18 protein-coding genes are annotated in these 20,339 nt (G+C 70.8%); 8 read left to right on the top strand and 10 right to left on the bottom strand.

The features are described 5' to 3' along the window. Positions 1 to 21: 21 nt before the first annotated feature. Both QQY66_RS21275 and QQY66_RS21270 read left to right on the top strand, forming a co-directional pair. Positions 22 to 417, top strand: a complete 396-nt coding sequence (locus tag QQY66_RS21275) for a hypothetical protein (RefSeq protein ID WP_301981940.1) — start codon at positions 22 to 24, stop codon at positions 415 to 417. After that, entirely contained in the window at positions 414 to 698 is a 285-nt protein-coding gene (locus QQY66_RS21270) for a DUF4031 domain-containing protein (RefSeq protein ID WP_301987437.1), read from the top strand. The genes QQY66_RS21275 and QQY66_RS21270 overlap by 4 nt, the downstream gene beginning before the upstream one ends. Here the strand turns inward: QQY66_RS21270 and QQY66_RS21265 are convergent. The 4 genes from QQY66_RS21265 to QQY66_RS21250 form a co-directional block, all read right to left on the bottom strand. After that, positions 610 to 5,421, bottom strand: coding sequence for a caspase family protein (locus tag QQY66_RS21265; protein ID WP_301981939.1), 4,812 nt, complete (start codon positions 5,419 to 5,421; stop codon positions 610 to 612). The two genes, QQY66_RS21270 and QQY66_RS21265, sit on opposite strands and share 89 nt — an antisense overlap. A 13-nt stretch (positions 5,422 to 5,434) precedes the next feature. Beyond that, positions 5,435 to 5,839, bottom strand: a complete 405-nt coding sequence (locus QQY66_RS21260; RefSeq protein ID WP_301981938.1) for a hypothetical protein — start codon at positions 5,837 to 5,839, stop codon at positions 5,435 to 5,437. 158 nt (positions 5,840 to 5,997) lie between these two features. Next, positions 5,998 to 6,912 carry a GNAT family N-acetyltransferase gene (locus QQY66_RS21255; RefSeq protein WP_301981937.1) on the bottom strand — a complete coding sequence of 305 codons (915 nt, stop codon included), beginning with the start codon at positions 6,910 to 6,912 and terminating at the stop codon, positions 5,998 to 6,000. Positions 6,913 to 7,074: 162 nt separating this feature from the next. Beyond that, entirely contained in the window at positions 7,075 to 7,737 is a 663-nt protein-coding gene (locus QQY66_RS21250) for a hypothetical protein (RefSeq protein ID WP_301981936.1), read from the bottom strand. Between the two features lie 48 nt (positions 7,738 to 7,785). Here QQY66_RS21250 and QQY66_RS21245 point away from each other — a divergent pair, with 48 nt between their 5' ends. Both QQY66_RS21245 and QQY66_RS21240 read left to right on the top strand, forming a co-directional pair. Beyond that, complete coding sequence (locus QQY66_RS21245) at positions 7,786 to 8,451, top strand: maleylpyruvate isomerase family mycothiol-dependent enzyme (protein WP_301981935.1); 666 nt, start codon at positions 7,786 to 7,788, stop codon at positions 8,449 to 8,451. A gap of 92 nt (positions 8,452 to 8,543) precedes the next feature. Next, positions 8,544 to 9,236 carry a copper homeostasis protein CutC gene (locus QQY66_RS21240; RefSeq protein ID WP_301981934.1) on the top strand — a complete coding sequence of 231 codons (693 nt, stop codon included), beginning with the start codon at positions 8,544 to 8,546 and terminating at the stop codon, positions 9,234 to 9,236. A 106-nt stretch (positions 9,237 to 9,342) separates the two neighbouring features. On the opposite strand, the gene QQY66_RS21235 is transcribed toward QQY66_RS21240, so the two are convergent. Then, positions 9,343 to 11,382: a UvrD-helicase domain-containing protein gene (locus QQY66_RS21235; RefSeq protein ID WP_301981933.1), complete on the bottom strand. Its 2,040-nt coding sequence runs from the start codon at positions 11,380 to 11,382 to the stop codon at positions 9,343 to 9,345. Positions 11,383 to 11,664: 282 nt separating this feature from the next. On the opposite strand from QQY66_RS21235, the gene QQY66_RS21230 reads away from it, so the two are divergent. Further along, positions 11,665 to 11,847, top strand: a complete 183-nt coding sequence (locus QQY66_RS21230) for a hypothetical protein (protein WP_301981932.1) — start codon at positions 11,665 to 11,667, stop codon at positions 11,845 to 11,847. 16 nt (positions 11,848 to 11,863) lie between these two features. Here the strand turns inward: QQY66_RS21230 and QQY66_RS21225 are convergent, their stop codons facing one another. Beyond that, positions 11,864 to 13,507, bottom strand: coding sequence for a DNA repair helicase XPB (locus tag QQY66_RS21225; protein WP_301981931.1), 1,644 nt, complete (start codon positions 13,505 to 13,507; stop codon positions 11,864 to 11,866). Positions 13,508 to 13,671: 164 nt separating this feature from the next. On the opposite strand from QQY66_RS21225, the gene istB reads away from it, so the two are divergent. Next, the gene (istB, locus tag QQY66_RS21220; protein WP_301981930.1) at positions 13,672 to 14,901 is read left to right on the top strand and encodes an IS21-like element helper ATPase IstB; all 1,230 of its coding nucleotides are present in this window, start codon (positions 13,672 to 13,674) and stop codon (positions 14,899 to 14,901) included. Here the strand turns inward: istB and QQY66_RS21215 are convergent. The 3 genes from QQY66_RS21215 to QQY66_RS21205 all read right to left on the bottom strand — a co-directional run bounded on the left by QQY66_RS21215 (position 14,870) and on the right by QQY66_RS21205 (position 18,106). Then, entirely contained in the window at positions 14,870 to 15,100 is a 231-nt protein-coding gene (locus QQY66_RS21215; protein ID WP_301981929.1) for a hypothetical protein, read from the bottom strand. The two genes, istB and QQY66_RS21215, sit on opposite strands and share 32 nt — an antisense overlap. Before the next feature lie 92 nt (positions 15,101 to 15,192). Beyond that, positions 15,193 to 15,324, bottom strand: coding sequence for a hypothetical protein (locus QQY66_RS21210; protein ID WP_301981928.1), 132 nt, complete (start codon positions 15,322 to 15,324; stop codon positions 15,193 to 15,195). Between the two features lie 256 nt (positions 15,325 to 15,580). After that, positions 15,581 to 18,106, bottom strand: a complete 2,526-nt coding sequence (locus tag QQY66_RS21205; RefSeq protein ID WP_301981927.1) for a helicase C-terminal domain-containing protein — start codon at positions 18,104 to 18,106, stop codon at positions 15,581 to 15,583. 200 nt (positions 18,107 to 18,306) lie between these two features. On the opposite strand from QQY66_RS21205, the gene QQY66_RS21200 reads away from it, so the two are divergent. Together QQY66_RS21200 and QQY66_RS21195 are read left to right on the top strand one after the other, a co-directional pair. Then, the gene (locus QQY66_RS21200) at positions 18,307 to 19,290 is read left to right on the top strand and encodes a hypothetical protein (RefSeq protein ID WP_301981926.1); all 984 of its coding nucleotides are present in this window, start codon (positions 18,307 to 18,309) and stop codon (positions 19,288 to 19,290) included. Positions 19,291 to 19,330: 40 nt separating this feature from the next. Beyond that, positions 19,331 to 19,981 carry an HAD family hydrolase gene (locus QQY66_RS21195; RefSeq protein ID WP_301981925.1) on the top strand — a complete coding sequence of 217 codons (651 nt, stop codon included), beginning with the start codon at positions 19,331 to 19,333 and terminating at the stop codon, positions 19,979 to 19,981. Here QQY66_RS21195 and QQY66_RS21190 read toward each other — a convergent pair. Then, a complete protein-coding gene (locus QQY66_RS21190) occupies positions 19,960 to 20,208 on the bottom strand; it encodes a hypothetical protein (protein ID WP_301981924.1) in 249 nt (82 codons plus the stop codon). The genes QQY66_RS21195 and QQY66_RS21190 overlap by 22 nt on opposite strands. Positions 20,209 to 20,339 lie beyond the last annotated feature (131 nt).

Raw genomic sequence — 20,339 nt, 5'->3', positions numbered from 1 at the left:
AAGAGTGCGCACAATGGAGACATGGATCCCACCGACTCCCCTGTCAGCCCCCTGGAGCAGGCGTTGCACGCGGCACGTGCCCTCGTGCTCGCCGACCTGGTCGCGGGTGACGTCGCCGAGGCGGACGTGGTGTCGCTGGTCGAGGAGTCCGTCGTACAGCGGCGCTGGTGGGTGGAGCAGTGGCCGGAGGGCGCCGCGTATGTGGCGGGGCTGGTCGCCCAGGACGTACAGGACGCGCTGCTGGAGCGGTACGGCCGCTGGCCCCTGTGCCCGGTCTGCGGCTCCGGTGACCCGCACGCCCTGGATGTCGAACCGGAACTCGGGCCCGACCCGCACTGGGTGTGCCACAAGGCGGGCGTGAAAGTCGCCTCCGTCGGCACACTCGGTTCGTGCAGCGGCGGGACCGCCTCGTCGTGACGCTCTACATCGACCCGCCCACCTGGCCCGGCCACGGCCGGATGTGGTCCCACCTCGTCAGCGACGTCTCGTACGACGAACTCCACACGTTCGCCGAGGGCTTGGGCGTACCCCGACGCGCCTTCGAGCGGGATCACTACGACATCCCGTCGCATCGTTACGCGGACGTGGTGGCCGCCGGGGCGGTGGAGGTCAGTAGCCGGGAGGTGGTGCGGCTGCTGACGGGGGCGGGGTTGCGGCGGCCGAAGGGGCGGTGGGCTCCGGCGGAGGAGCGGGAGTGAACCAGGTTTCGGCTTCGTGGCGGATGCCCATCGCTGAGGCCTTGACGGCTGCGTCGCGGAGGGGCATGCGGGTTTCCAGGGCCACGTAGGCCAGGGCGACAAGGGAGATCTGGGGGTTGTCGGGCAAGTGGGGTATATGGACGTCGTCCTGTGAGCGAAGGGCTACGAGCAGTAGTTCTTCCAGGTGGCGTTCGTCGATCCACTCCTCCGGTCGCGGGGCGACGGTAAAACCCAAGCCGGCGAGGGAAGCGGCGATTTTGTCGGTGCCGACCGGTTGGCGCGTGTGGAGAGCAATGGCATGCAGGTCCGCAGGGGAGACGACGCCGGAGTCTTCGGGCTCCGGGCAGTTCCCGAAGTACAGGGCCTCGGTGTCCTGGTTGCGAAACCGGGAGACGACGTCGGAGTCGAAGGCGAAGCGGAATCCCAGCGAGGTGAGTCGGGCGACCGCTTCCGTCGGGGAGATGTCGGCGTCCTGCGCGATGATCACCAGCTGCTTCAGGGAAACGGGCCGGTGCAGGTTGAGCCCGGGAGCCAACTCGAGGAAGGCGATGTCTTCCCGCGAGGGCAGGTGTTCGTCGTCGGGCACCTCGGACACCCTGTATCCGAGTTCGCGCAGTTGTTCCGCGAGAGTGCGGGCAGGGCGGTTGAGGCGTCGGGAGGCGGCGGCCACGTAGCGGAGTGGCACCTCCTGATCCACCTGGACCTGAGGGTCGTGAGTCAGGAGGGCCCGGTCGTCATCAGTCAGCTCGGGCAGATCCGACACGTCCGGCGGCATGCGGAAGCCGAGTTCCGCCAGGAACTCCGCGACGAAGTGCAGGGTGAGGCTGGTCGCAAGGGCTACCGCTGACAGCTGCGCCGCGCAGACCCGCACCGCTGCCTCGGGCGAGGGCGGTGTGTCGTACGACTCCCACAACTGGTTGATGACGTTCAGCTCCTCCTCGCTCCAATGCGTCCGCATCGGGTACTCGGCCGGGACTGTGAACCCCAGCTGCGCCAGGCGCTCGGCGGCCTGTGCCGTGGAGCAGCCGGCCTGTGCCGCGCTGACGCAGATCTGGGCGGCCGACAGCGCGCTGCCGGGTGCCAGCCATTTCGACAGGTCGCCCAGCGGCCGGAGCAGGGGCAGGTCGGAGCACTCGACAGCGGCACAGCCCGACAGCGACTCGGTGCAGTAGCCCAGGCAGTTCAGACGCTCCGCGACCTCCGTCGGCGGCCGCTCCACCTTGGAGCTCAGCTCGAAGAGGTCGGCCGTACCTACGGGCTGGGCGGGATCGCGCCAGGGGAACAGCATGCCGAGGCTCAGCAAACCGCTGTTGATGACGATGTCAGACGATGGGGACATGCCCAGGAGCCCGGATGCTTGCGGGCCCCTCATCCACCGGCGAAGTAAGTGCTTCCAGGCCGGGAACCCTGCGGAGTCGTTGATCAACAGCATCAAGTCGGACGGGCGGGCGCAGAGGGAGTCCGTAGCGTCGGTGCCGGGCAACGAGGTGGGGCCACCGAGTCCGGCTCGGTACAGCGTGCGCAGCCGCCAGCGCAGCACGGGGAGGGGCATCGTGGTGAGGAACGAGGCTCCCGATACCTGATCGGTGCCCGTGTAGGTGCCGGTGACCAGGGGCACCAGGTCGACGTCGGGCCGGAAGAAGCCCACTTGGCCGAAGGGTGCCGAGACATCGTCGCGGAGCCGCCAAGGAAGTCCGGCACGGCGCGCGTGCTCGGCCACGCAGTCGGCGAAGGCCACGGACCACCGACTCGTGCCCTCCAGCCAGTCGGCGGTGGGCAGTTCGAGCCCCGGCTGCGTGAGACTGGCGGCTGTGGCGGTCATCCGGGCAGTCACGTGGTCACGGTCGTAGGAGCGCACGCTCTTGCGGTCCACCGTCAGTTCGGGCGCCCGCTCACCGTGCAGGTTGACGACGACGCCGTAGAGGGGACCTTTGTGTGAGATCTGCCGACTCTCTGCGAACAGGCCGTCCGCCAGGGTAACGCCTTCGCCCTCGATCCACCACACGTCGAGATCCCCCGATGGGATGCAGAGCGTACGGAGTCGATGGGTGTAGAACCGGTAGCTGTCAGACCTCTCCAGAGTGGCAGGAGAAAGCTGCCCGGGCTTCCACTCGTCGCTGCGAGCCCCATGCCTGGCCACCGTCCGATAAGGCGCCACCCACAACACCTTCTGCAACGCATCCACACACGACACCGATCGCCGCTCCTGACTGAGCAGCAGCTCAACCTCGGTCCCGGCGTCCTGCCCCGGCCCCAGGTCGTCCACCCGGAAGAAGTTGCCCGGCCCGGCGATCGTCACTTGCAGTAGACGCCCTGGCCGCCCCGCGCGGTCCAGTCGGCAGGTGCGTACCACGATCTCGTCGGCGAGCATGAAGTAGCTCAACACGCCGATCCCGAAACGGGAGTTGGGGTGGAGCTCCAGCTTCGGGCCGGGCAGCTCCGCCCAGGCCGCCTGCTCCTCGATGTACTCGGGGAGATCGACGAAGCGCGCACCGCCCTGGGAGAAGACGGTGCTCAGCTCCGTGATGCCCATGCCGATGCCGTTGTCCGTGCACTTCAGATAGGGGCGGCCGTCGGGGTGGACGCCCTGGACGAACTCGATGCTGCCGCCCTCCCAGGAGACCGGGCGGTTCATGCGCTCCAGGTACTCGGTACGGCGGTCCCGGTAGCGGACGGCGTCCAGCGCGTTCTGGTACAGCTCGCGGACGGCCAGCTCGCTGTCGCCGTACAGCTCCTCGCCCATCAGCAGTTCCTGGACCCGGTCCTCGGCCAGCTGGAAGCGGATGCCGTCGGAGAGCTGGTCGGGGGTGTTGCCGTCCAGCCGTACGCGGCTTCCGTCGGCATACGGCGGGAGCGTGCTGAGCGGGGCGAGGACGGGGTTGTCACCGCGGTTGATGTCACGCAGCAGCAGGTCGACGCGGGCCGCGTGTTCGCGCAGCGCGACCTGCACGGCCGGGTGGGTGCATACGGCGTTGAGGGAGCGTCCCAGGCCGGAGACGCGCCAGTCGGAGCGTTGCACGGTGGTCCGCAGCGCATCGAGGTCGACGCTGTCCCGGACGCCGAGGTGCTCGACGACGATCTCGGGCAGGTCCATCGGGTCCACGGCCATGCCGTATGCGGCCTTGACCAGGGCGGTGACCAGGGGTGTGCGCACCTCCTGCTCGTAGAGGCCGCTGGCGGCGATGATCTCGCGGTCCTCCTGGTGTGGGCCCGGTCCGTGCAGCACCGGATCGGTCGTGGCCCGACGCGTGGTGAACGGGGTGGTCCGGTGGTCCCGCAGCAGTCGCATCATTCGTTCGCCGGAGAGGGCGTCGCTGACCCACGGATGCTCGCCGTCGGAGGTCACGTCGCCGAGGAGGGCCTTGAGCCGCTCGGCCGTGTACAGGTCCGGCTGCTGGATCAGCCAGCGGCGGAAGAGCCACCACAGAATGTGCTTCGTGGAGTCGTCCGCGGTCTTCGAGCCGGCCGTCGTCTTCGAGCCGCCCGCGGTCCTCTTGTGCTCCAGGGCGAGCAGCCGCCGCTTGAGCCGCGGGAAGCCCTGGGCGAACTTGTGGAAGCGGGCCTGATCGGGCCCCGGATTCGACGCGTCCGGGGTGAGGACGCCGACGCGCTGGACTCCCTCCTGCGCCCAGAAGGTCTGGGTGACGAGGGGGAACAGAAACGCGAGCGCGGCCTCGGTCGGCGACAGCCGTACCCCGTCCGCTTTGCCGACCAGGAATCCCAGCCGCTCGTGTGTCCGCGTGGCCAGTTGGGGGTCGTGCCACGGGTCATCGCCCAGCGCCGCTGTGGCGCTGTCGTACGCCACCGCCAGCCGGCCCGCCAGCGCCGCGCAGATCTGCTGGAGCGTCTCTCGTGCGGGGCCTTCGGGGGTGTGATGCCACACGGGGTGCTTGTCGACCCCGCGTACCCATGGGTGGACCTCGGTTCGCCGGTCGCTGCCCGGGAGCAGCAGGAAGTCACCGCCGCCGGCGTCCGTTTCGCAGGTGACCTTCACCCGCTGCGGGGCCTGGGCCTTGCCGTAGGCGCGGTGGAACGTGTCGACCCGCTCCTGCACCTGCTGGGCGAACTCGCGCAGGCCCAGGGCGTGCGGATCGTCGGCAATCACGTCGGACACGGCACGCGAGAAGATGCTGAACGACTCGCCCTCCTGGGTCCCGACGGCGAAGCCGGGGCGAAGCACGTCCGACTCCCGTACAAACAAGGCAACTTGAGGCTTCGCGCACGCGTGCACGTACGCGATCTTCCGGCGCAGCGTGCTGATGATCGCGGGAGCCCGCCACGGCCGGGTCCCCGGTATGGCCATGGTGTCCAGCTCCATGCCCTCGCGGCAGGCGTCGATCAGGAAGACGACGCGTTCCGCAGGGGACCTCTCGACATCTTTGTGCCAGCCGATCTCGATGCAACTGTCGGTGAACGGCCGGGTGTCGGAGGTGGCGTCCTCCGGGACCAGGTAGTCCTTGCCGTCGAAGTGGACCCCGTGCCCGCTCAGCAGAATGAGCAGGGTGTCGCCGCGGCCGGCGCCGTGCAGGAACCGATGGACAGCGCCGCGCACCGTGTTCTGGGTGATGCCGTATCGGCTCTCCACAATCTCGGCCTGCTGGAAGCCGCGGCCTATCAGAACCTCGCGCAGCCGCTGCAGATCGTCGCGGACGAACGGCAGGTGGCCGATGCTCGGGTCGCCGTACTCGCTGGCGCCGATGAGCAGTGCCTTGTGTTGGGCCATAGCTGATGCCTGGTCAGGCGGAACGCTTGAAGGTCAGCGTCAGCCCCCGGGTGCCCTGCAACTGCCCGGTGCCCATGAGCTGGATGCCTCCGCTCGCGGTCACCTGGAAGGAGAGCTGCGCCTCGGCGAGCGGCAGTGCGCCGCCGCGGTCGGAGACCTCCTGGAAGATGCGCTGCAGGGCGTCGACGGTGTCGGCGAGGTTCTTGCGGAGCGGGCCGAGCGGCACCGCGCGCAGGACGGCATCACCGCTGGGGCTGAACAGGCCCATCGTGTCGCTGCCCGGCCCGGCCGCCGCGACGTCCTCCTCTGTCGCCGTCACCCAGAACGGCAGGGTCAGCCCGTCGACCGCTGCCTGGACCGTCGTACCCTCCGCGGCCTCCTCGGCTCCCCCGAACCGGTCCATGGCGTGCTCGCTCATGAGTCCCCTGTCCCCCTCGGACCTGCTCTGCCCCGACGTGCGCGACAGCGGATTGGCTGGAGAGCCAACTTTAATTCCCACGGAGGATTTTGTGGTCGGCGATGCGCAGGTTCAGACATCGAATCCGGGAGGAGCAACGGGAGGAGTAACTGGTCTGCTCAGCCACGGAGTTCGTAGACGAACAGCCCTTCGTCCTCGCTCACCTTGCTGAATCCGGCGCGGGTCACCACGCCCTGCGACGCCAGATTGTCGTGGTCGACCTTCGCGAGGATCCGCCGGACGTCGTCCCCGGCCAGGGCCCACGCCGACAGGGCGCGCAGCGCCTCCGTGGCGTAACCACTGCCACGGCCGCCCGCGACCAGGTCATAGCCGACCTCCGCCTGGCCCTCCTCGTCCGGCGCCGCGTGAAACCCCATGGCACCGACCGCCCGCCCGTCCTCCCGCCGCACCAGCACGAACACACCGAACTCCGGCCGGAGCACGCCCTCTTCGTACGCCTTCAGCAGCAGCCCGGCGGCCACGCGGGTGCCCTCGAACGGCTCGCCGTCGACCCACTCGAACCCGCCGTCGCCGCCCGTGTGCAGGTCGGCGGCTGCCGCCGGAGTGACGCCCTCAAGGGTGAGGCGGTCGGTGGGGAGCACCAGGTTGTTGTGCCAGCGCCACTGGGTGACGGGTGCGCGGCTGGGCAGGTCGCCGCGGCCGGTGGCCCACAGCAGGGTGGGCCAGGGGGCAGGGCCGGGGCGGACGTCCGGGAAGATCGTGGTGAGGACGGACTCACAGAGCTCGGCGGGTGGTTCGTACGACAGGCCGAGTCCCTCGGCGATGTCATGCGTGTGCAGGAGCACCTCCGCGATCCCCATCGCCGCGAAGCCCTCGCGGTTCGCGCTGCGGAAGGGGTATGGGTGGAAGGCGCGTACCTCGCGGGGGGTGGTGCGCAGGGTGGCCGTGAACAGCGCGCCGCTCGTTTCGATCACGTCCAGGACGCCGTCGTTGTCGATGCCGTCCTCGGGCACGATGTCGAACGGGACGTACCGGTCCTGCGCGCGTCCGGCGAGCTGGCTCGCGTACGCCATCAGGTCCTCGGCGACATGGAACGCGGTGTCGCGGCAACTCCAGCTCAGCCCACCCGCCTTGACCCCTTCCCAGTCCCGGTCCGTGGCCGTCCGCAGGAGAGCGACGCAGCCCGCAACGGCTTCCTGTACCTGGTCCCCCCTGTGTTCCGCATGCCGTGCAGGCTAAGCGGATGGAGGCCGGCCGATCGACAGCATTTCCAGCTCCGACCGCAGGTTGTAGCGCGCCGTCGCCTCCCACTCCCTCTCGCCATGCGGTGTGTGGAACAGGCGGGGCAGGTCGAGGAGCTGGCGGAGGACTGCTGAACGGCCCTCGCGGAAGGCGTCATTGGGGACAAAGTGGTACTCCTCGCGGACGGCCGCGGTGTAGGCGGCGTACGCCGACGGCGGCGACGCGAGGATCGCCAGGTCCGCGTCGCACAGCACCTGCCCGTCGCGGTCGTCGCCGGCCGGGGCGTGGGTGACGGTGAGCCGGACCAGCCGGGCGACCTCCGCGGTCTTCGCGGTGGACAGACCGGCCTCGGGCAGCGCCCGCTCGGCGAGCCGGGCCGACCGCTCCTCGTTCTCGGAGCGCTCGGGCAGGTACACCGCGTCGTGGAACCACGCGGCCAGGCGTACGACGTCCAGGTCCAACGCGTGCTTCTCCAGCACGTCGATGTGGTCGAGGACCGCGGTGAGGTGCGTCAGCGTGTGATAGCGGCGCTGGGGTTCCTGCCAGCGGGTGAGCAGATCGTCGGCGTACGGCGCCGGGTCGGGCGAGTCCACCGGGGCGCGGGCCGCTCGCAGGGCGTCGGTGAAGCGGGCGGCGAGGGCTTCGAGGTCGGGCATGTGCGCCATTCTCCCGTGACGTGGGCCACGCGCCCTAGCGTGGGACGCATGACTTCTGCTGAGGTACGTGACCCCGAACTGCCCGGACGGCTGCTGACCATCGAGCGCGACGCGCTGATTCCGCTGTTGCGGGAGCGACCGGACACGGATTTCGCCACGCCCGTCGGCGCCTGCCCTGGCTGGACCGTGCGGGACGTGCTGGCCCACTGTTCCGCCGCGTTGCTGCGGGTCGTGGAGAGCAGGTTCGAGAAGGACGTGTTCTCGCCCGAGGCCAACGACCGGGACATCGCCCAGCGCGCCGACTGGACGAACGCGCGCGTCGTCGACGAACTGGAGCGCGGGATGACCGACGCGGGCCCCGTGATCGCCGCGGCGGGCGGCGTCTTCGACGGGGTCGCGCTCGGCGAGTGGGTGCACGCCGGGGACGTACGCGAGGCGTGGGGCGAGCCCGGAGCCTACGCCGGAGCCGGCCTGCCGTATGCGCTCACGCTGCTGGCCGCGGTGACCCGTGATCGGGGCCATGTGCCGTTGCACGCCGACCTCGACGACGTCGACGAACCGGTGCGGCTGGGCGATGTGTCGGGGACGCGGACACCCGCACGGTTCATCGGGGACGCCGCCACGCTCGTACGGCTGTACTCGGGGCGTACGACGGCAGGGGCGCCGTACGAGCTGGCGGGCGTGAAGGAGGCCGAGCTCAACATCTTCGGCTGACGGCGATCTTCTCGCGACCTCGTCCTTCCCGGCGTAGGCTGGCATTGGACTAGACCTCCTAGTCGTCCCGAGCCGTCGAGGAATGGGGTCCCATGAGCAAGCGTGCAGTTCTGGAGGTGATCGCCCTCGACGCAGAGGACGCCCTCGCCGCCCAGGCCGGCGGCGCGGATCGCCTCGAACTGGTCACCGACATGGCAGCGGACGGCCTCACCCCGCCGACCACGACCTTCACCGCGATCCGCGCCGCCGTCGACATCGACCTGCGCGTGATGCTGCGGCTCGCGGACGGATTCGCGGCGCGGGATGTCGAGCGCTTGGCGGAGGCGGCGCGGGAGCTGCGCGGCGCGGGAGCCGACCAGTTCGTGCTCGGATTCCTGGACACCCATGGAAACGTCGACCTGGACGCGGTGAAGCGAGTCGTGGGCGAACTGGACGGCTGCCGATGGACCTTCCACCGCGCCATCGACCACGCGGCGGACCGGGACGCCCTACGCAAACAGGCCGCCGACCTGCCCGGACTGGACACCTACCTGACGGCCGGATCGGCGGACGGGGTGGACGACGGGCTCTCGACGCTGCTTGCGGAGGCGGGGCGGCGGGGGGAGCCGGGGTATGAGCAGCAGATCCTGGTGGGGGGAGGGCTGCGGCTGGATCATGTGCCGATGCTGCGAGCCGCAGGTGTCGATGCCTTCCATATCGGAGGGGCAGCGAGGCCGGAGGGTTGGACGTCCCCAGTGTCGGCGGACGCGGTAGAGGAGTGGCGTCGGGTCTTGGACCAAGGCTGACTGGAACTCCCTAGGGGCGCGGGGCTGTATTGGATTTGCGGCTACCGCCGCGCGGGCGCGACCAGCCCCCACCAGCCCGCACCCGCCACGCAACCTCAAGCGGCAATCACAGCTGCGCCGGCAACGCGGCCGCATGAGTCACGATCAACCCCGAAACCGCCCGAGTCAGTGCCACATACAACCGCCGCAACCCCGTCCGCTCATCCGGCTCCCCATCAACAACCGCCTGGGGCTCGTCGAGCACCACATAGTCGTACTCCAGCCCCTTCGCGAGAGACGCCGGAACCAGCGTCAGCCGAGTCTCCTGCGTCGTCTCCTCACCGGGGTCGAGAAAACCGATCCCCGCCGCCACCAACGCCTCCGTCAGCGCCGGAATCCGCGCATCCGCAGCGATCAGCCCCGTAGACCCCTCGTTCCGCAGCAACTCCCCACACGCGGCCACCACTTCACCCGCGTCGGGCACCTCACGGACCTCAAAGAACCCCGGGTTCTCCCGCACCGACGCCACCGGCGTCAGCCCCGGCGCAATATGCGGCAGCAGCCGGGACGCATACGTGATCACATCCGTCGGCACACGGAAACCGGCCGTCAACTCCTCGACCACGGCATCCGTCTTCCCGAGGTGGGCCAGCGCCTCGTCCCAACTCCGCGTGGCCCAGGGCGTCGTACCCTGCGCCAGATCGCCGAGGACGGTCGCGGAGCCCGTGCTGCACCGCCGGCCGACCGCGCGGTACTGCATGGGCGAGAGATCCTGCGCCTCATCGAGAACCACATGCCCCAGCGAGTGCGTACGCTGCACCAGATCCGTCGCCTCGTCGATCAACACGGCATCCGCCGCAGACCACTTGGCGGCCTTCACCGACCGCACCGGCTTCGCCCACAGGACCCTCTTCTGCTCGTCCTCGCTGAGGACCCCCTTCGCGTGTACGGCGAGAAAGTCCGCGTCCGTCAGCAGCCGCAGCACGAGCTTCGCCGGGTCGACCAGCGGCCAGATCGCCTTCACCGCCGCCTTCACCGCGGTGTTGCGGGCGACGGCGTCCTGCACCCGGTCGTCCGGCGCCTCGCCGGCACGTTCCATCTGCACCAGCACCGCGTGCGCGATCCGCTGCGGCAGGGCCTCGCGGGCGGCGCCGTACCGGATGTCGCGGTCGAGCAACTCCCGGACGATTCCTTCGAGTTCGTACGCCGGGACCCGCCAGCGACGCGAGCCGCGCACGACGACGACCGGATCGGTCGGCATGGTCACATGGGAGCGGACGGCACGCCGCAGCACCTCCGCCATCCGCGCGTCCCCCTTGATCACCGCAGCCGCCGCGTCGTCCGTGCCCCGCACCTCGACGTGCGCCACGAGGTCGTCGACCGTCGCCTGCCGGACCGCCAACTCGCCCAGCGCGGGGAGCACTTGCTCGATGTAGTGCAGGAAGGACTTGTTCGGCCCGATGACGAGCGTGCCGGTGCGGGCGAGCCGCTCACGGTGGGCGTACAGCAGATACGCGACCCGGTGCAGGCCCACGGCTGTCTTCCCGGTCCCGGGGCCTCCCTGCACACACACGGTCCCGCCCAGCCCGCTGCGTACGATCTCGTCCTGCTCCGGCTGGATCGTCGCCACGATGTCCCGCATCGGGCCGACGCGCGGGCGCTCGATCTCCTGCTGGAGCAACTTGCTCGTCCGCGCGGCCTCCGACGGGTCGCAGAGGTGTTCGTCCTCGTATGCCGTCAGGTCGCCGCCCGTGTACCCGAAGCGGCGGCGCAGCGCGACGTCCATCGGGGCCTTCTTCGAGGCCCGGTAGAAGGGCTGGGACACCGGCGCACGCCAGTCGATCACCATCGGGTCGCCGTCGTGGTCGTGCACATGCCGCCGCCCGATGTAGAAGCGCTCGCCCTCCGCACCCTCCGCCTGGTCCGCGCCCGGTGCGTGCAGGTAGTCGAGCCGGCCGAAGAAGAGCGGGGTGCCGCTGAGGTCGGCGAGGGCCTTGATCCGCTCGTCGATCTGATGGGCGAGGACTTCGGCGTTGACCCAGTTCGCGGTGACGTCGCTGATGTCGAGGGACTCGACGTCCTCGCGCATGGCGCGCAGGGCGGCACGGGAGGAGGCGAGATGGGAGCGCTCTCGGGAGAGGGGATCGTCGGACGACGGCGTGGACAAGGGGTGCCTCCGTTGGATCCAGACAAGAGCGGAGATTCTAGGTCGCCGCCGGAGCTGGATGCCAACGGTTTTTCCGTGCCACGAGCCGCCGGGTTCCCGTGCGTTGCGTCATGCCGTTCCCGTGCGTTGCGTCATCCCGTCCCCGTGCGTCGCGTCATCCCCTAGGGGACGGCCCTCTCCGCCCTAAGGGGCATGGCTAGCCCTTCAGGTGTACCAACGGACGACACGGGTTCGCCCCGCAGACCGATGCCCTCCCCATGGCCGGAGAGCCACCATGGATACATGAGCGCAGCAACCTTCACCCCAGCCCCCGGCCGCGTCTCAGGCGCGACCGCCATCACCTCGACCCACCACCGCCACCGCCTCGGCGAGGCCCTGCGTGCCCTCAAGGTGTACGCGGGCGCCGCCTTCGACGTGATCATCCTCGGCGAGTACGGCGAGGAAGCCGGCGTCCGCCGCAGGTGACCCTGACCCGCCCGGCTCAGCTCTCCGCGAGCAACTCGTCCGCGTCCACGATCCGGTACGCATATCCCTGCTCGGCCAGGAACCGCTGCCGATGCGCGGCGAAGTCCTGGTCGATCGTGTCCCGCGCCACCACCGAGTAGAAGTGGGCCTGGTGCCCGTCAGCCTTCGGCCGCAGCACCCGCCCCAGCCGCTGCGCCTCCTCCTGCCGCGACCCGAAGGTCCCCGACACCTGGATGGCGACCGTCGCCTCCGGCAGGTCGATCGAGAAGTTCGCGACCTTCGAGACGACCAGCACGCTGATCTCGCCCTCCCGGAAGGCGCCGAAGAGCTTCTCGCGCTGGGCGTTGGAGGTCTCGCCCTTGATGACGGGGGCGTTCAGGTGCTCGCCCAGTTCGTCGAGCTGGTCGATGTACTGGCCGATGACCAGGATCTGCTGCCCGGCGAACCGCCGTACCAGCGCCTCCGTGACCTTCCGCTTGGTGTCGGTCGTCGCGCAGTAGCGGTACTTCTCCTCCTGCTCGGCGGTCGCGTACGCCAGCCGCTCGGCGTCGGTGAGATTGACCCGGACCTCGACACAGTCGGCGGGCGCGATATAGCCCTGCGCCTCGATCTCCTTCCAGGGAGCGTCGAAACGCTTGGGCCCGATCAGCGAGAACACGTCCGACTCACGGCCGTCCTCCCGCACCAGCGTCGCCGTCAGCCCGAGCCGCCGCCGCGCCTGAAGATCCGCCGTGAACTTGAAGACCGGCGCGGGCAGCAGATGCACCTCGTCGTAGAGGATCAGCCCCCAGTCCCGGGAGTCGAACAGCTCCAGATGCGGATAGACGCCCTTCCGCCTGGTCGTCAGCACCTGGTACGTCGCGATGGTGACCGGCCGGATCTCCTTCTTCGTACCGCTGTACTCGCCGATCTCGTCCTCGGTCAGCGAGGTCCGCTTCACCAGCTCGTGCTTCCACTGCCGGGCGGAGACCGTGTTCGTGACGAGGATGAGCGTGGTGGACTTCGCCTGGGCCATGGACCCCGCGCCGACCAGCGTCTTCCCGGCACCACAGGGGAGTACGACGACTCCGCTCCCGCCGTGCCAGAAGTTCTCCACCGCCTGCTTCTGGTACGGCCTGAGCGCCCACCCGTCCTCGACCAGCTCGATCGCGTGAGCCTCACCGTCGACGTACCCGGCCAGGTCCTCGGCCGGCCAGCCCAGCTTCAGCAGCGTCTGCTTGATCTGCCCGCGCTCGGAGGGATGCACGGCCACGGTGTCCGGGTCGATCCGGTTGCCGACCAGCGGAGCGACCCGCTTGGAGCGCAGGATCTCCTCAAGCACCGGACGGTCGGTGGTCGTCAGGACCAGCCCGTGCGCCGGGTGCTTGGACAGCGTCAGCCGCCCGTAGCGGTCCATCGTCTCGGCGACGTCGACCAGCAGCGCGTGCGGCACGGGATAGCGGCTGTACTGCACCAGCGCGTCCACGACCTGCTCGGCGTCATGCCCGGCCGCCCGCGCGTTCCACAGCCCGAGCGGCGTCACCCGGTAGGTGTGGATGTGCTCCGGAGCCCGCTCCAGCTCGGCGAACGGCGCGATGGCCCGACGGCACTCGTCGGCCAGCTCGTGGTCGACTTCCAGGAGCAGCGTCTTGTCGGACTGGACGATGAGGGGACCGTTCACGCGCGGCTTCCTTCCCTAAGGCCAGAGGTCGGCCAAACGTCCAGTGTGCCTGATCGTTTCCCGGTCGGGGCCGGGGCGGGTGTCTGGTCGTACTGGATGTCTATTCATTCCTGTGAGTGGTGTGGTTTCACCTGTACGGCGGCGGATGCGAAGAATGGCCGACCGTGCAGCTCCTCACTCGTGATCCGTCCACGCCGTCCACCACCCTGGGCTACGCCCTGTTCGCCACTCGCTGGCTTCAGGCGCCGCTCTACTTCGGCCTCGTGGCCGCCCAGGGCGTCTATGTCTACAAGTTCTTCAACGAGCTGTGGACCTTAATCCTCCGGTGCATCACCGGGCAGGCGAACGAGACGTACGTCATGCTCGCCGTGCTCAAGCTGGTCGATGTCGTGATGATCGCCAACCTGCTGATCATGGTGATCGTCGGCGGCTACGAGACCTTCGTCTCGCGCATCGGCCTCCAGGGCCACCGCGACCAGCCGGAATGGCTCTCGCACGTCAACTCCAACGTGCTGAAGGTCAAGCTGGCCACCGCCATCGTCGGCATCTCCTCCGTCCATCTGCTGCAGATGTTCGTGGATGTGCACCACACCGCACGGCACTCGCTGCTGTGGGGGACGGTGATCCATATGGCGTTCATCGTCTCGGCGGCGATCCTGGCGTACATGTCGGGGCCGATGGCCGCGCACGCCGAGCGGGCCGGCCGGCACCGGGACCATGAGCACAGGGCGGTCGAACCGCCCGCGCCGGCGCGGGCCGCCGCCCCGATTCCGAGCCAGGCGGGGGCGCCCGCCGTCGAGACGGGGGCCGAGGAGCGGATCCGGGACGCCGGGTTCCCGGCGCGGAAGCTGCTGGAGGAGTACGACGCCGAGCATCCCCGGGTCTTCGACCGGGAGACGGTGGCGCGGCTCGGCAAGCTGGACTTCGTCGGGACCTGCGGGAACGTGGTGTTCGTCGGGCCGCCCGGCACCGGCAAGACGCATCTGGCCGTCGGGCTCGGGGTGCGTGCCTGTGAGTCCGGGTACCGGGTGCTGTTCGACACGGCCGCCGGATGGGCGGCACGGCTGGCCGGAGCGCAGGCCGCGGGACGGCTCGCGGAGGAACTGGCCGAGCTGGATTCCTGCCCGGTGCTGATCGTCGACGAGGTCGGGTACGTACCGTTCGACGCGGACACGTCCAGGCTCTTCTTCCAGCTGGTGGCGCACCGCTACGAGCGGGGGTCGCTGATCGTGACCGGCGACCGCCCTCTCGAGCGGTGGGACGAGGTGTTCGGCGGCCCGGCCGCCCCGGCGATGGTGGACCGGCTGGCCCACCACGCCGAGATCGTGCGGCTGGACGGGGACAGCTACCGGATGCGCCGGGCTACTTCAGCTTGGACAGGTCGAGGTTGTTGACCAGCGGTTGGGCGAAGACGTGTCCGTCGACGTTGAGAAGAGGCTCGCCGCCTGCCCCGGCGACCGGGAGTGGCAGCGGCAGCGCGGGAGCCGCCGAGGCCTCGGGCGCCAGCGCGGCGAGGAGCGCGACCGCGGAGACCAGTGCGGTGGCGGACACGGCGACGGCGGCGCGGGCGCGGTGGTTGAGCTTGTCACGCATGGGGGAGTCAGGGGCCTTTCGCAGAGGGTGAATCGATCGAGGGGGCCGGTCCCGGGCGCGCCGGGACCGGCCCGAGGTGTCGCGGTGGCGGGTCAGATGATGCCGGGCGTCTCGATGATCACGCCGCCGACATCGATGCCGATGGCCGCGGCCTGGGTGGCGAAGGCGCCGATCATCATGGCGGTGGCGGTCAGGACAGCGGCGACTCGACGGGCTGCACGCATGGGCGGGGACTTCCTTTCACTGCGGATCAGGACATCCGTTGGCTGCCCGGCCCTCCGCACCGGAATGCGGGACGACCTGCGCGTTCCCTCATGGGTGGGAAGTGTCCGGCGTGGCGTGCATGAATCGGGGCGTACACCCGTCCGAGCGAAGGAAGTGCCGTGCCGGGTTGTCTGTCGTCCGCGGCGCCGTCGTGGCTGGTCGCGCCCACGCGGCGGAGCCGCAAATTGATACAGCCCCGCGCCCCTTTGGGGCGCTTTAGTCGTCGGCCAGCTCCGCGACCCCGGTGATCCGGTGCAGCGGATACGTGCGGACCTCGTCCGCGGTGTGGTCGTACGCCGTCACGAAGCCGCCCTCGACCTTGATGGGGGCGATGACGCGCTGGCTGGCGGAGCCCTCGGCGTTCACGTAGCCGATCCAGAGGGCTTCGCCGGTGAGGACGGCGGCCTGCATGGTGGCGAGGGTCTCGGCGGAGCCGGTGCGGGGGAGTTCGCCGTTCGTCACGGGGGTCTGCTTGCGCGGGGTCGTGGAGGCCAGGTCGCCCGCCCGGATCGCGCGGATCGCGGCCGTCAGGAGCGTCGGGTCGGGCGCCGGGGGGCCGTCCGGGACCGGCTCGGGGGCCGTGCGCGGCGGAGTGCGGTGGGCGTGGGCGCGGGTGATCAGGACGTCGCCCTCGGCGGATTCGGCGGCCGGCGCGAACCCCATCCCACGCAGGCCCTCCAGCAGCGCCGCCGGGTCGGCCTGGGCGGCCAGCACGGTCGGGGCGAGGCGACGCAGATGCAGGGCGGCGGCGCGCTTGTCGGCGAGGATCTCGTTCAGCAGGGCGTCGTCGTCGCAGCGGACGTACGCCGAAGCCGCGCCGATCCGCAGATGGCCGTGCCTCCTGGCCACGTCGTCGATCAGGTACGTCAGCGGCTGCGGAATCGGCGTACGCGAGTGCGCGGCGAGGAAGGCGTGCAGGTCGGACGCGCTGCGGCCGGCGTCCAGTGCGCGGCGTACGGAACCGGGCGTGAACCGGTAGACCGTCGCCCCGCCCTTGGACTCCACGTCCGCGAGGACGTCGAGCATGTCGGCGAGCGGGCGCTGCAGCGGGCCGGGGGCGACCGCCGTGAGGTCGGCCTGGAGGAGGACGTGGTCCAGCGGCTCCGGGAGGAGCGGGGCGAGGAGCCGGGCGGCGGTGGCGGAGGCGACGGCCTGTTCGGCGGGGGTGAGGGGTTCCCGGACCGGAACCCTGTGGTGCTTGTGGTGGACGGGGAGCTTGTCGCCGGGGCCGGAGGGCTCGTCCGCGGCCGACTTCGCGGCCGGCGCTCCGATCAGTGCCCGCCCGTGCGCGGACAGCGCGCCACGGCCGGTGACGCCGAGCAGTTCCGCCTCCGAGAGCGTCCACCGGGCGAGCCGGGTGCGCAGGTCGTCGTCCCTCTGCGGTGCCCGCAGCGGGCGCTCCCAGCGCAGCCGGGCCAGCACCGACTCGGCGGACGGCGCGGCGCCCTCCGGCAGTTCGGCTAGCAGGGCCAGCACCCGGTGCCGTACCTCCGGCGCGGCCGAGCGGTCCAGGCCCGGGCCGAGGGCCGACATCGTGCGTTCCTTGGCGTCCCGGCCGCCGACCAGGCCCGCCGTGCGGGTCGCCGCCAGCCAGGCCTCCGCGAGCCGCACCCAGCGCCGGTCCGCGGGCTGCTCCAGCCACTCGTCGTACGCCGGGGTCGCCGCGTACCGCTCGTCCGCCTCACCGTCCGACGCGATCAGGCCCGCCGCGTACGCCAGCTCCACCCAGAACGCCGCGATCGGCTCCGGTACGTCCAGGGCGACGGCCGTCCGCTTGAGGTCCCGGACGCTCAGCCCGCCCGCCCGCAGCACCGTCGGGCCGCCCTCGTCCCAGTCCCTCAGCAGTTCCTCGACGGTCGCCAGCGCCGAGTACGCCTGTCCGGCCGCCGTCGCGTCCACAACCTGTGGACGGTGCGTGCCGACGGGCTCGACGGGGGGCGGCAGCGGCTCGGTGGCACGGTGGGCGTGGCCGTCCCGCAGACGCAGGGCCACCTCGCGGGGGAGTACGACGGTCCCGGGCGTCGTCGGCAGCAGCAGCCCGCGGTCGAGGAGCCAGCGCAGCCGGGCCGCCGGGTCGGCGGTGACCTGCCCGTACGGCGGGCCCCAGACCAGTCGGCGCAGCACCTCCAGGGACTCCTCGGGGGCGTCGGCCAGCAGGGCCGTCATCCGCCTGCGGTCCTTGAACAGGGCGGTCAGCGCGGCGACCGCCGAGACCGCGTCGTGCGTGGACGCCAGCCCGGCCGCCGTGACGATCTCCTGGATACGGCCCGGCGACATGCCCGACGTCGCCTCCTGCACCGTCGGGCCCAGGCCGGTCGGGGACGGGTGCTGCGGGGACGGGGACAGCAGCTCGCGGGCCGTGCGGACGAGGCGCAGGCGGTCGTCGGGGCCCCAGACGAGGGCCTGTTCGCGCAGGGTGGCGAGGGCGTGCGGAAGCGCGGCGGCGACGGCCTGGTCCCCTTCGTCGCCGGTCATGAGGCCGAGGAGTTCTTCGTACGGTGCCGGGTCAGCGGCGACGGCGAGCGCCTCCGCCGTCTGCAGGGCGAAGCGGTCCAGCCGCTCCAGGGCACGCACGACCGAGGCGCGGGTGCCGGCGCGGGTCGCGAGCTGCGTGAGGTCCGTCGGGACGGGGGTGATGAGGTCGGGGCGGCTGCGCAGCAGCGCGGCGAGGGCGGCGTCGTCCCGTCCACGGAGTGCCTCCGCGAGGGAACGTGGGGCCGCCGGCTTGTCCTCGGTGCTCATCCGAATCACGGTAGCGGGTGTGTATGACGCTTGGCTTGCGGCTGCGTGGGGGTGCGGGGCGGGGTGGGTCGCGCAGCCCGGCGCTGACGGGGTGCCGCCTGCGCCCACCCGTGCCGCCCCAGGCGGCACGCATGCCCGCAGCTTGGCGGTAACGTCTGTCATCACGGGGTATCCAACGCACCCGCCCCGGAGGGGACTTCGTGGGGATCGAGAGCGACCAGGTCGTCTACGAGTATCTGAGCCGCGTCGGTGACGTGGCGCAGCAGCGGCAGTTGCCGTCGTCCGACCGGATGCGGCTGGTCTCGGAGTTGCGGAACGAGATCGACCGGCGTCGGGCGAAGACGCCGGTGGACAGTCCTGCCGCCGTGCGCCGTATCCTCGCCCGGCTGGGCAGCCCCGATGAGGTCGTCGCCAACGCCGGTGGCGGCGGCGGTGTGCCGCAGGCGCCGGGCGCCTCCGTGCCCGTACAGCCGGACCGGGCGGAGGAGCGGCCCAGGGCCAAGGGGTTGCGGCGCGTGGTGCCCCGGCCTCGGCCCGCCGAACCCGTCGAGGACCCCGCGGATGCGCCCTCCCCGCCCCACCTCGCCGGTGCCGACGAACTGGGGAACAGTGCGACGCAGCCCGACTGGTGGCGGGTGGACAGCAGTCCGTTCGGGGTCGGGGACGAGGTGCCGGGGTTCGTCGGCGGGGTGGAGATTCCGGATCTGCTGAAGCCTCCTCCGCCGAAAGAGAGGCCGAAAGAGATCGAGAAGGCGGAGAAGGAGGTCGTACGGGACGAGCCGGCCGCTGTGGAGAAGGCCGAGGAGGTCACGTCCCGGCGCCGCCGCCTCCGCCTTCCCCGTCCCGGAAACTGGAGCAACCCCTTCCTCCTGCTCGGCGCGTCCCTCCTCGTCGCCGGTGCCTTCCTGGGGAACCTGCTCGTGCTCCTCTTCGGCTGGCTCATCGCCTACGCCTCCCGGCGGCTGACGCAGGCGGAGCGGCAGGTGGCGGTCATGTGGCTGCCGGGCGCGGCGCTCACCGCCGGGATCGTCTGGCTGTGGGGACGCAACACAGGGCGGTGGGGTGATCCCATCGCTGAGGGGCACATGAACGCCGCCGTCTCCGAGACCTGGCCGTGGGTCGTCCGGGGCGCCGCCATCGCCTCCGCGCTGTTCCTGCTGTGGCGGTCCCAGCGCCGGCGGTAGGGCGGGACCGGGCGTCTTGATCGCCGCCCGCCTGGGCACAATGGCCCATATGACCTCAGCCGCCCTGCCTCCCGTCGCCTCCCTCACCGTCGGCTTCGACCTCGACATGACGCTGATCGACTCCCGGCCCGGCATCCACGCCTGCTACACGGCGCTGGCCGAGCGGACGGGGACGTTCATCGACGCCGATCTGGCGATCACCCGGCTCGGGCCGCCGCTCGCGGACGAACTGATCAACTGGTTCCCGGCGGAGCAGGTGGCGGCCATGGGCGACCTGTACCGCTCGATGTACCCGACGATCGCCATCGCCGCCACGCCCGCCCTGCCCGGCGCCCGTGAGGCGATCGCCGCCGTGCGCGCGGCGGGCGGCCGGGCGATCGTCGTCACCGCCAAGTACGAGCCCAACGCCAAGCTGCACCTGGAGCACCTCGGCATCGACGCCGACGCGGTGATGGGCGACCTGTGGGCCGAGCAGAAGGCGGAGGCGCTGCGTGAGCACGGCGCGGCGGTGTACGTCGGCGACCACATCGGCGACGTGCGCGGCGCCCGTACCGCCGAAGCGCTCTCCGTGGCCGTCACGACCGGGCCGTGCGACGGCGACGCGCTGCGGGCGGCCGGAGCGGATGTGGTCCTGCCGGACCTCACCCATTTTCCGGCCTGGCTCGCGGACTACCGCCCGGCGCGGGCCTGACGGCGGCCGGCCGCAATCGACTGGAAGACACCGGCCCCCGCCACCAGGAAGCCGACGCCCATGAACATGCTCAATCCGAACATGTACGTCGGAAATGGCGTCGTACCGAGGAGGAGCGGGGCCACGGTGACGAGTGTGGCCACGGCACCGACGAAGAAGACGATGGCTCCGGCACGGATCAGGCGGTCGCCGGGCGCGGCGGAATTCGTTTGGGTTTTGTCACGCACCCGACCAGGGTAGTTCCCTGCGCGAAGGAACAACCGGGTGACGTCTTGTCACCGGGTGGAAGACCATTAGCCTTGGTACCGGCGGGTCCCGACGACCCGCCCCAGTGCTATCAAGAGCAGTTCCCTGGCGT

It is taken from the genome of Streptomyces sp. DG2A-72 (genome assembly GCF_030499575.1).
In the GTDB taxonomy this organism is placed as follows: domain Bacteria; phylum Actinomycetota; class Actinomycetes; order Streptomycetales; family Streptomycetaceae; genus Streptomyces.
The sequence above is the reverse complement of the archived record's forward strand: the minus strand, read 5'-3'. Positions and strand labels throughout refer to the sequence as shown.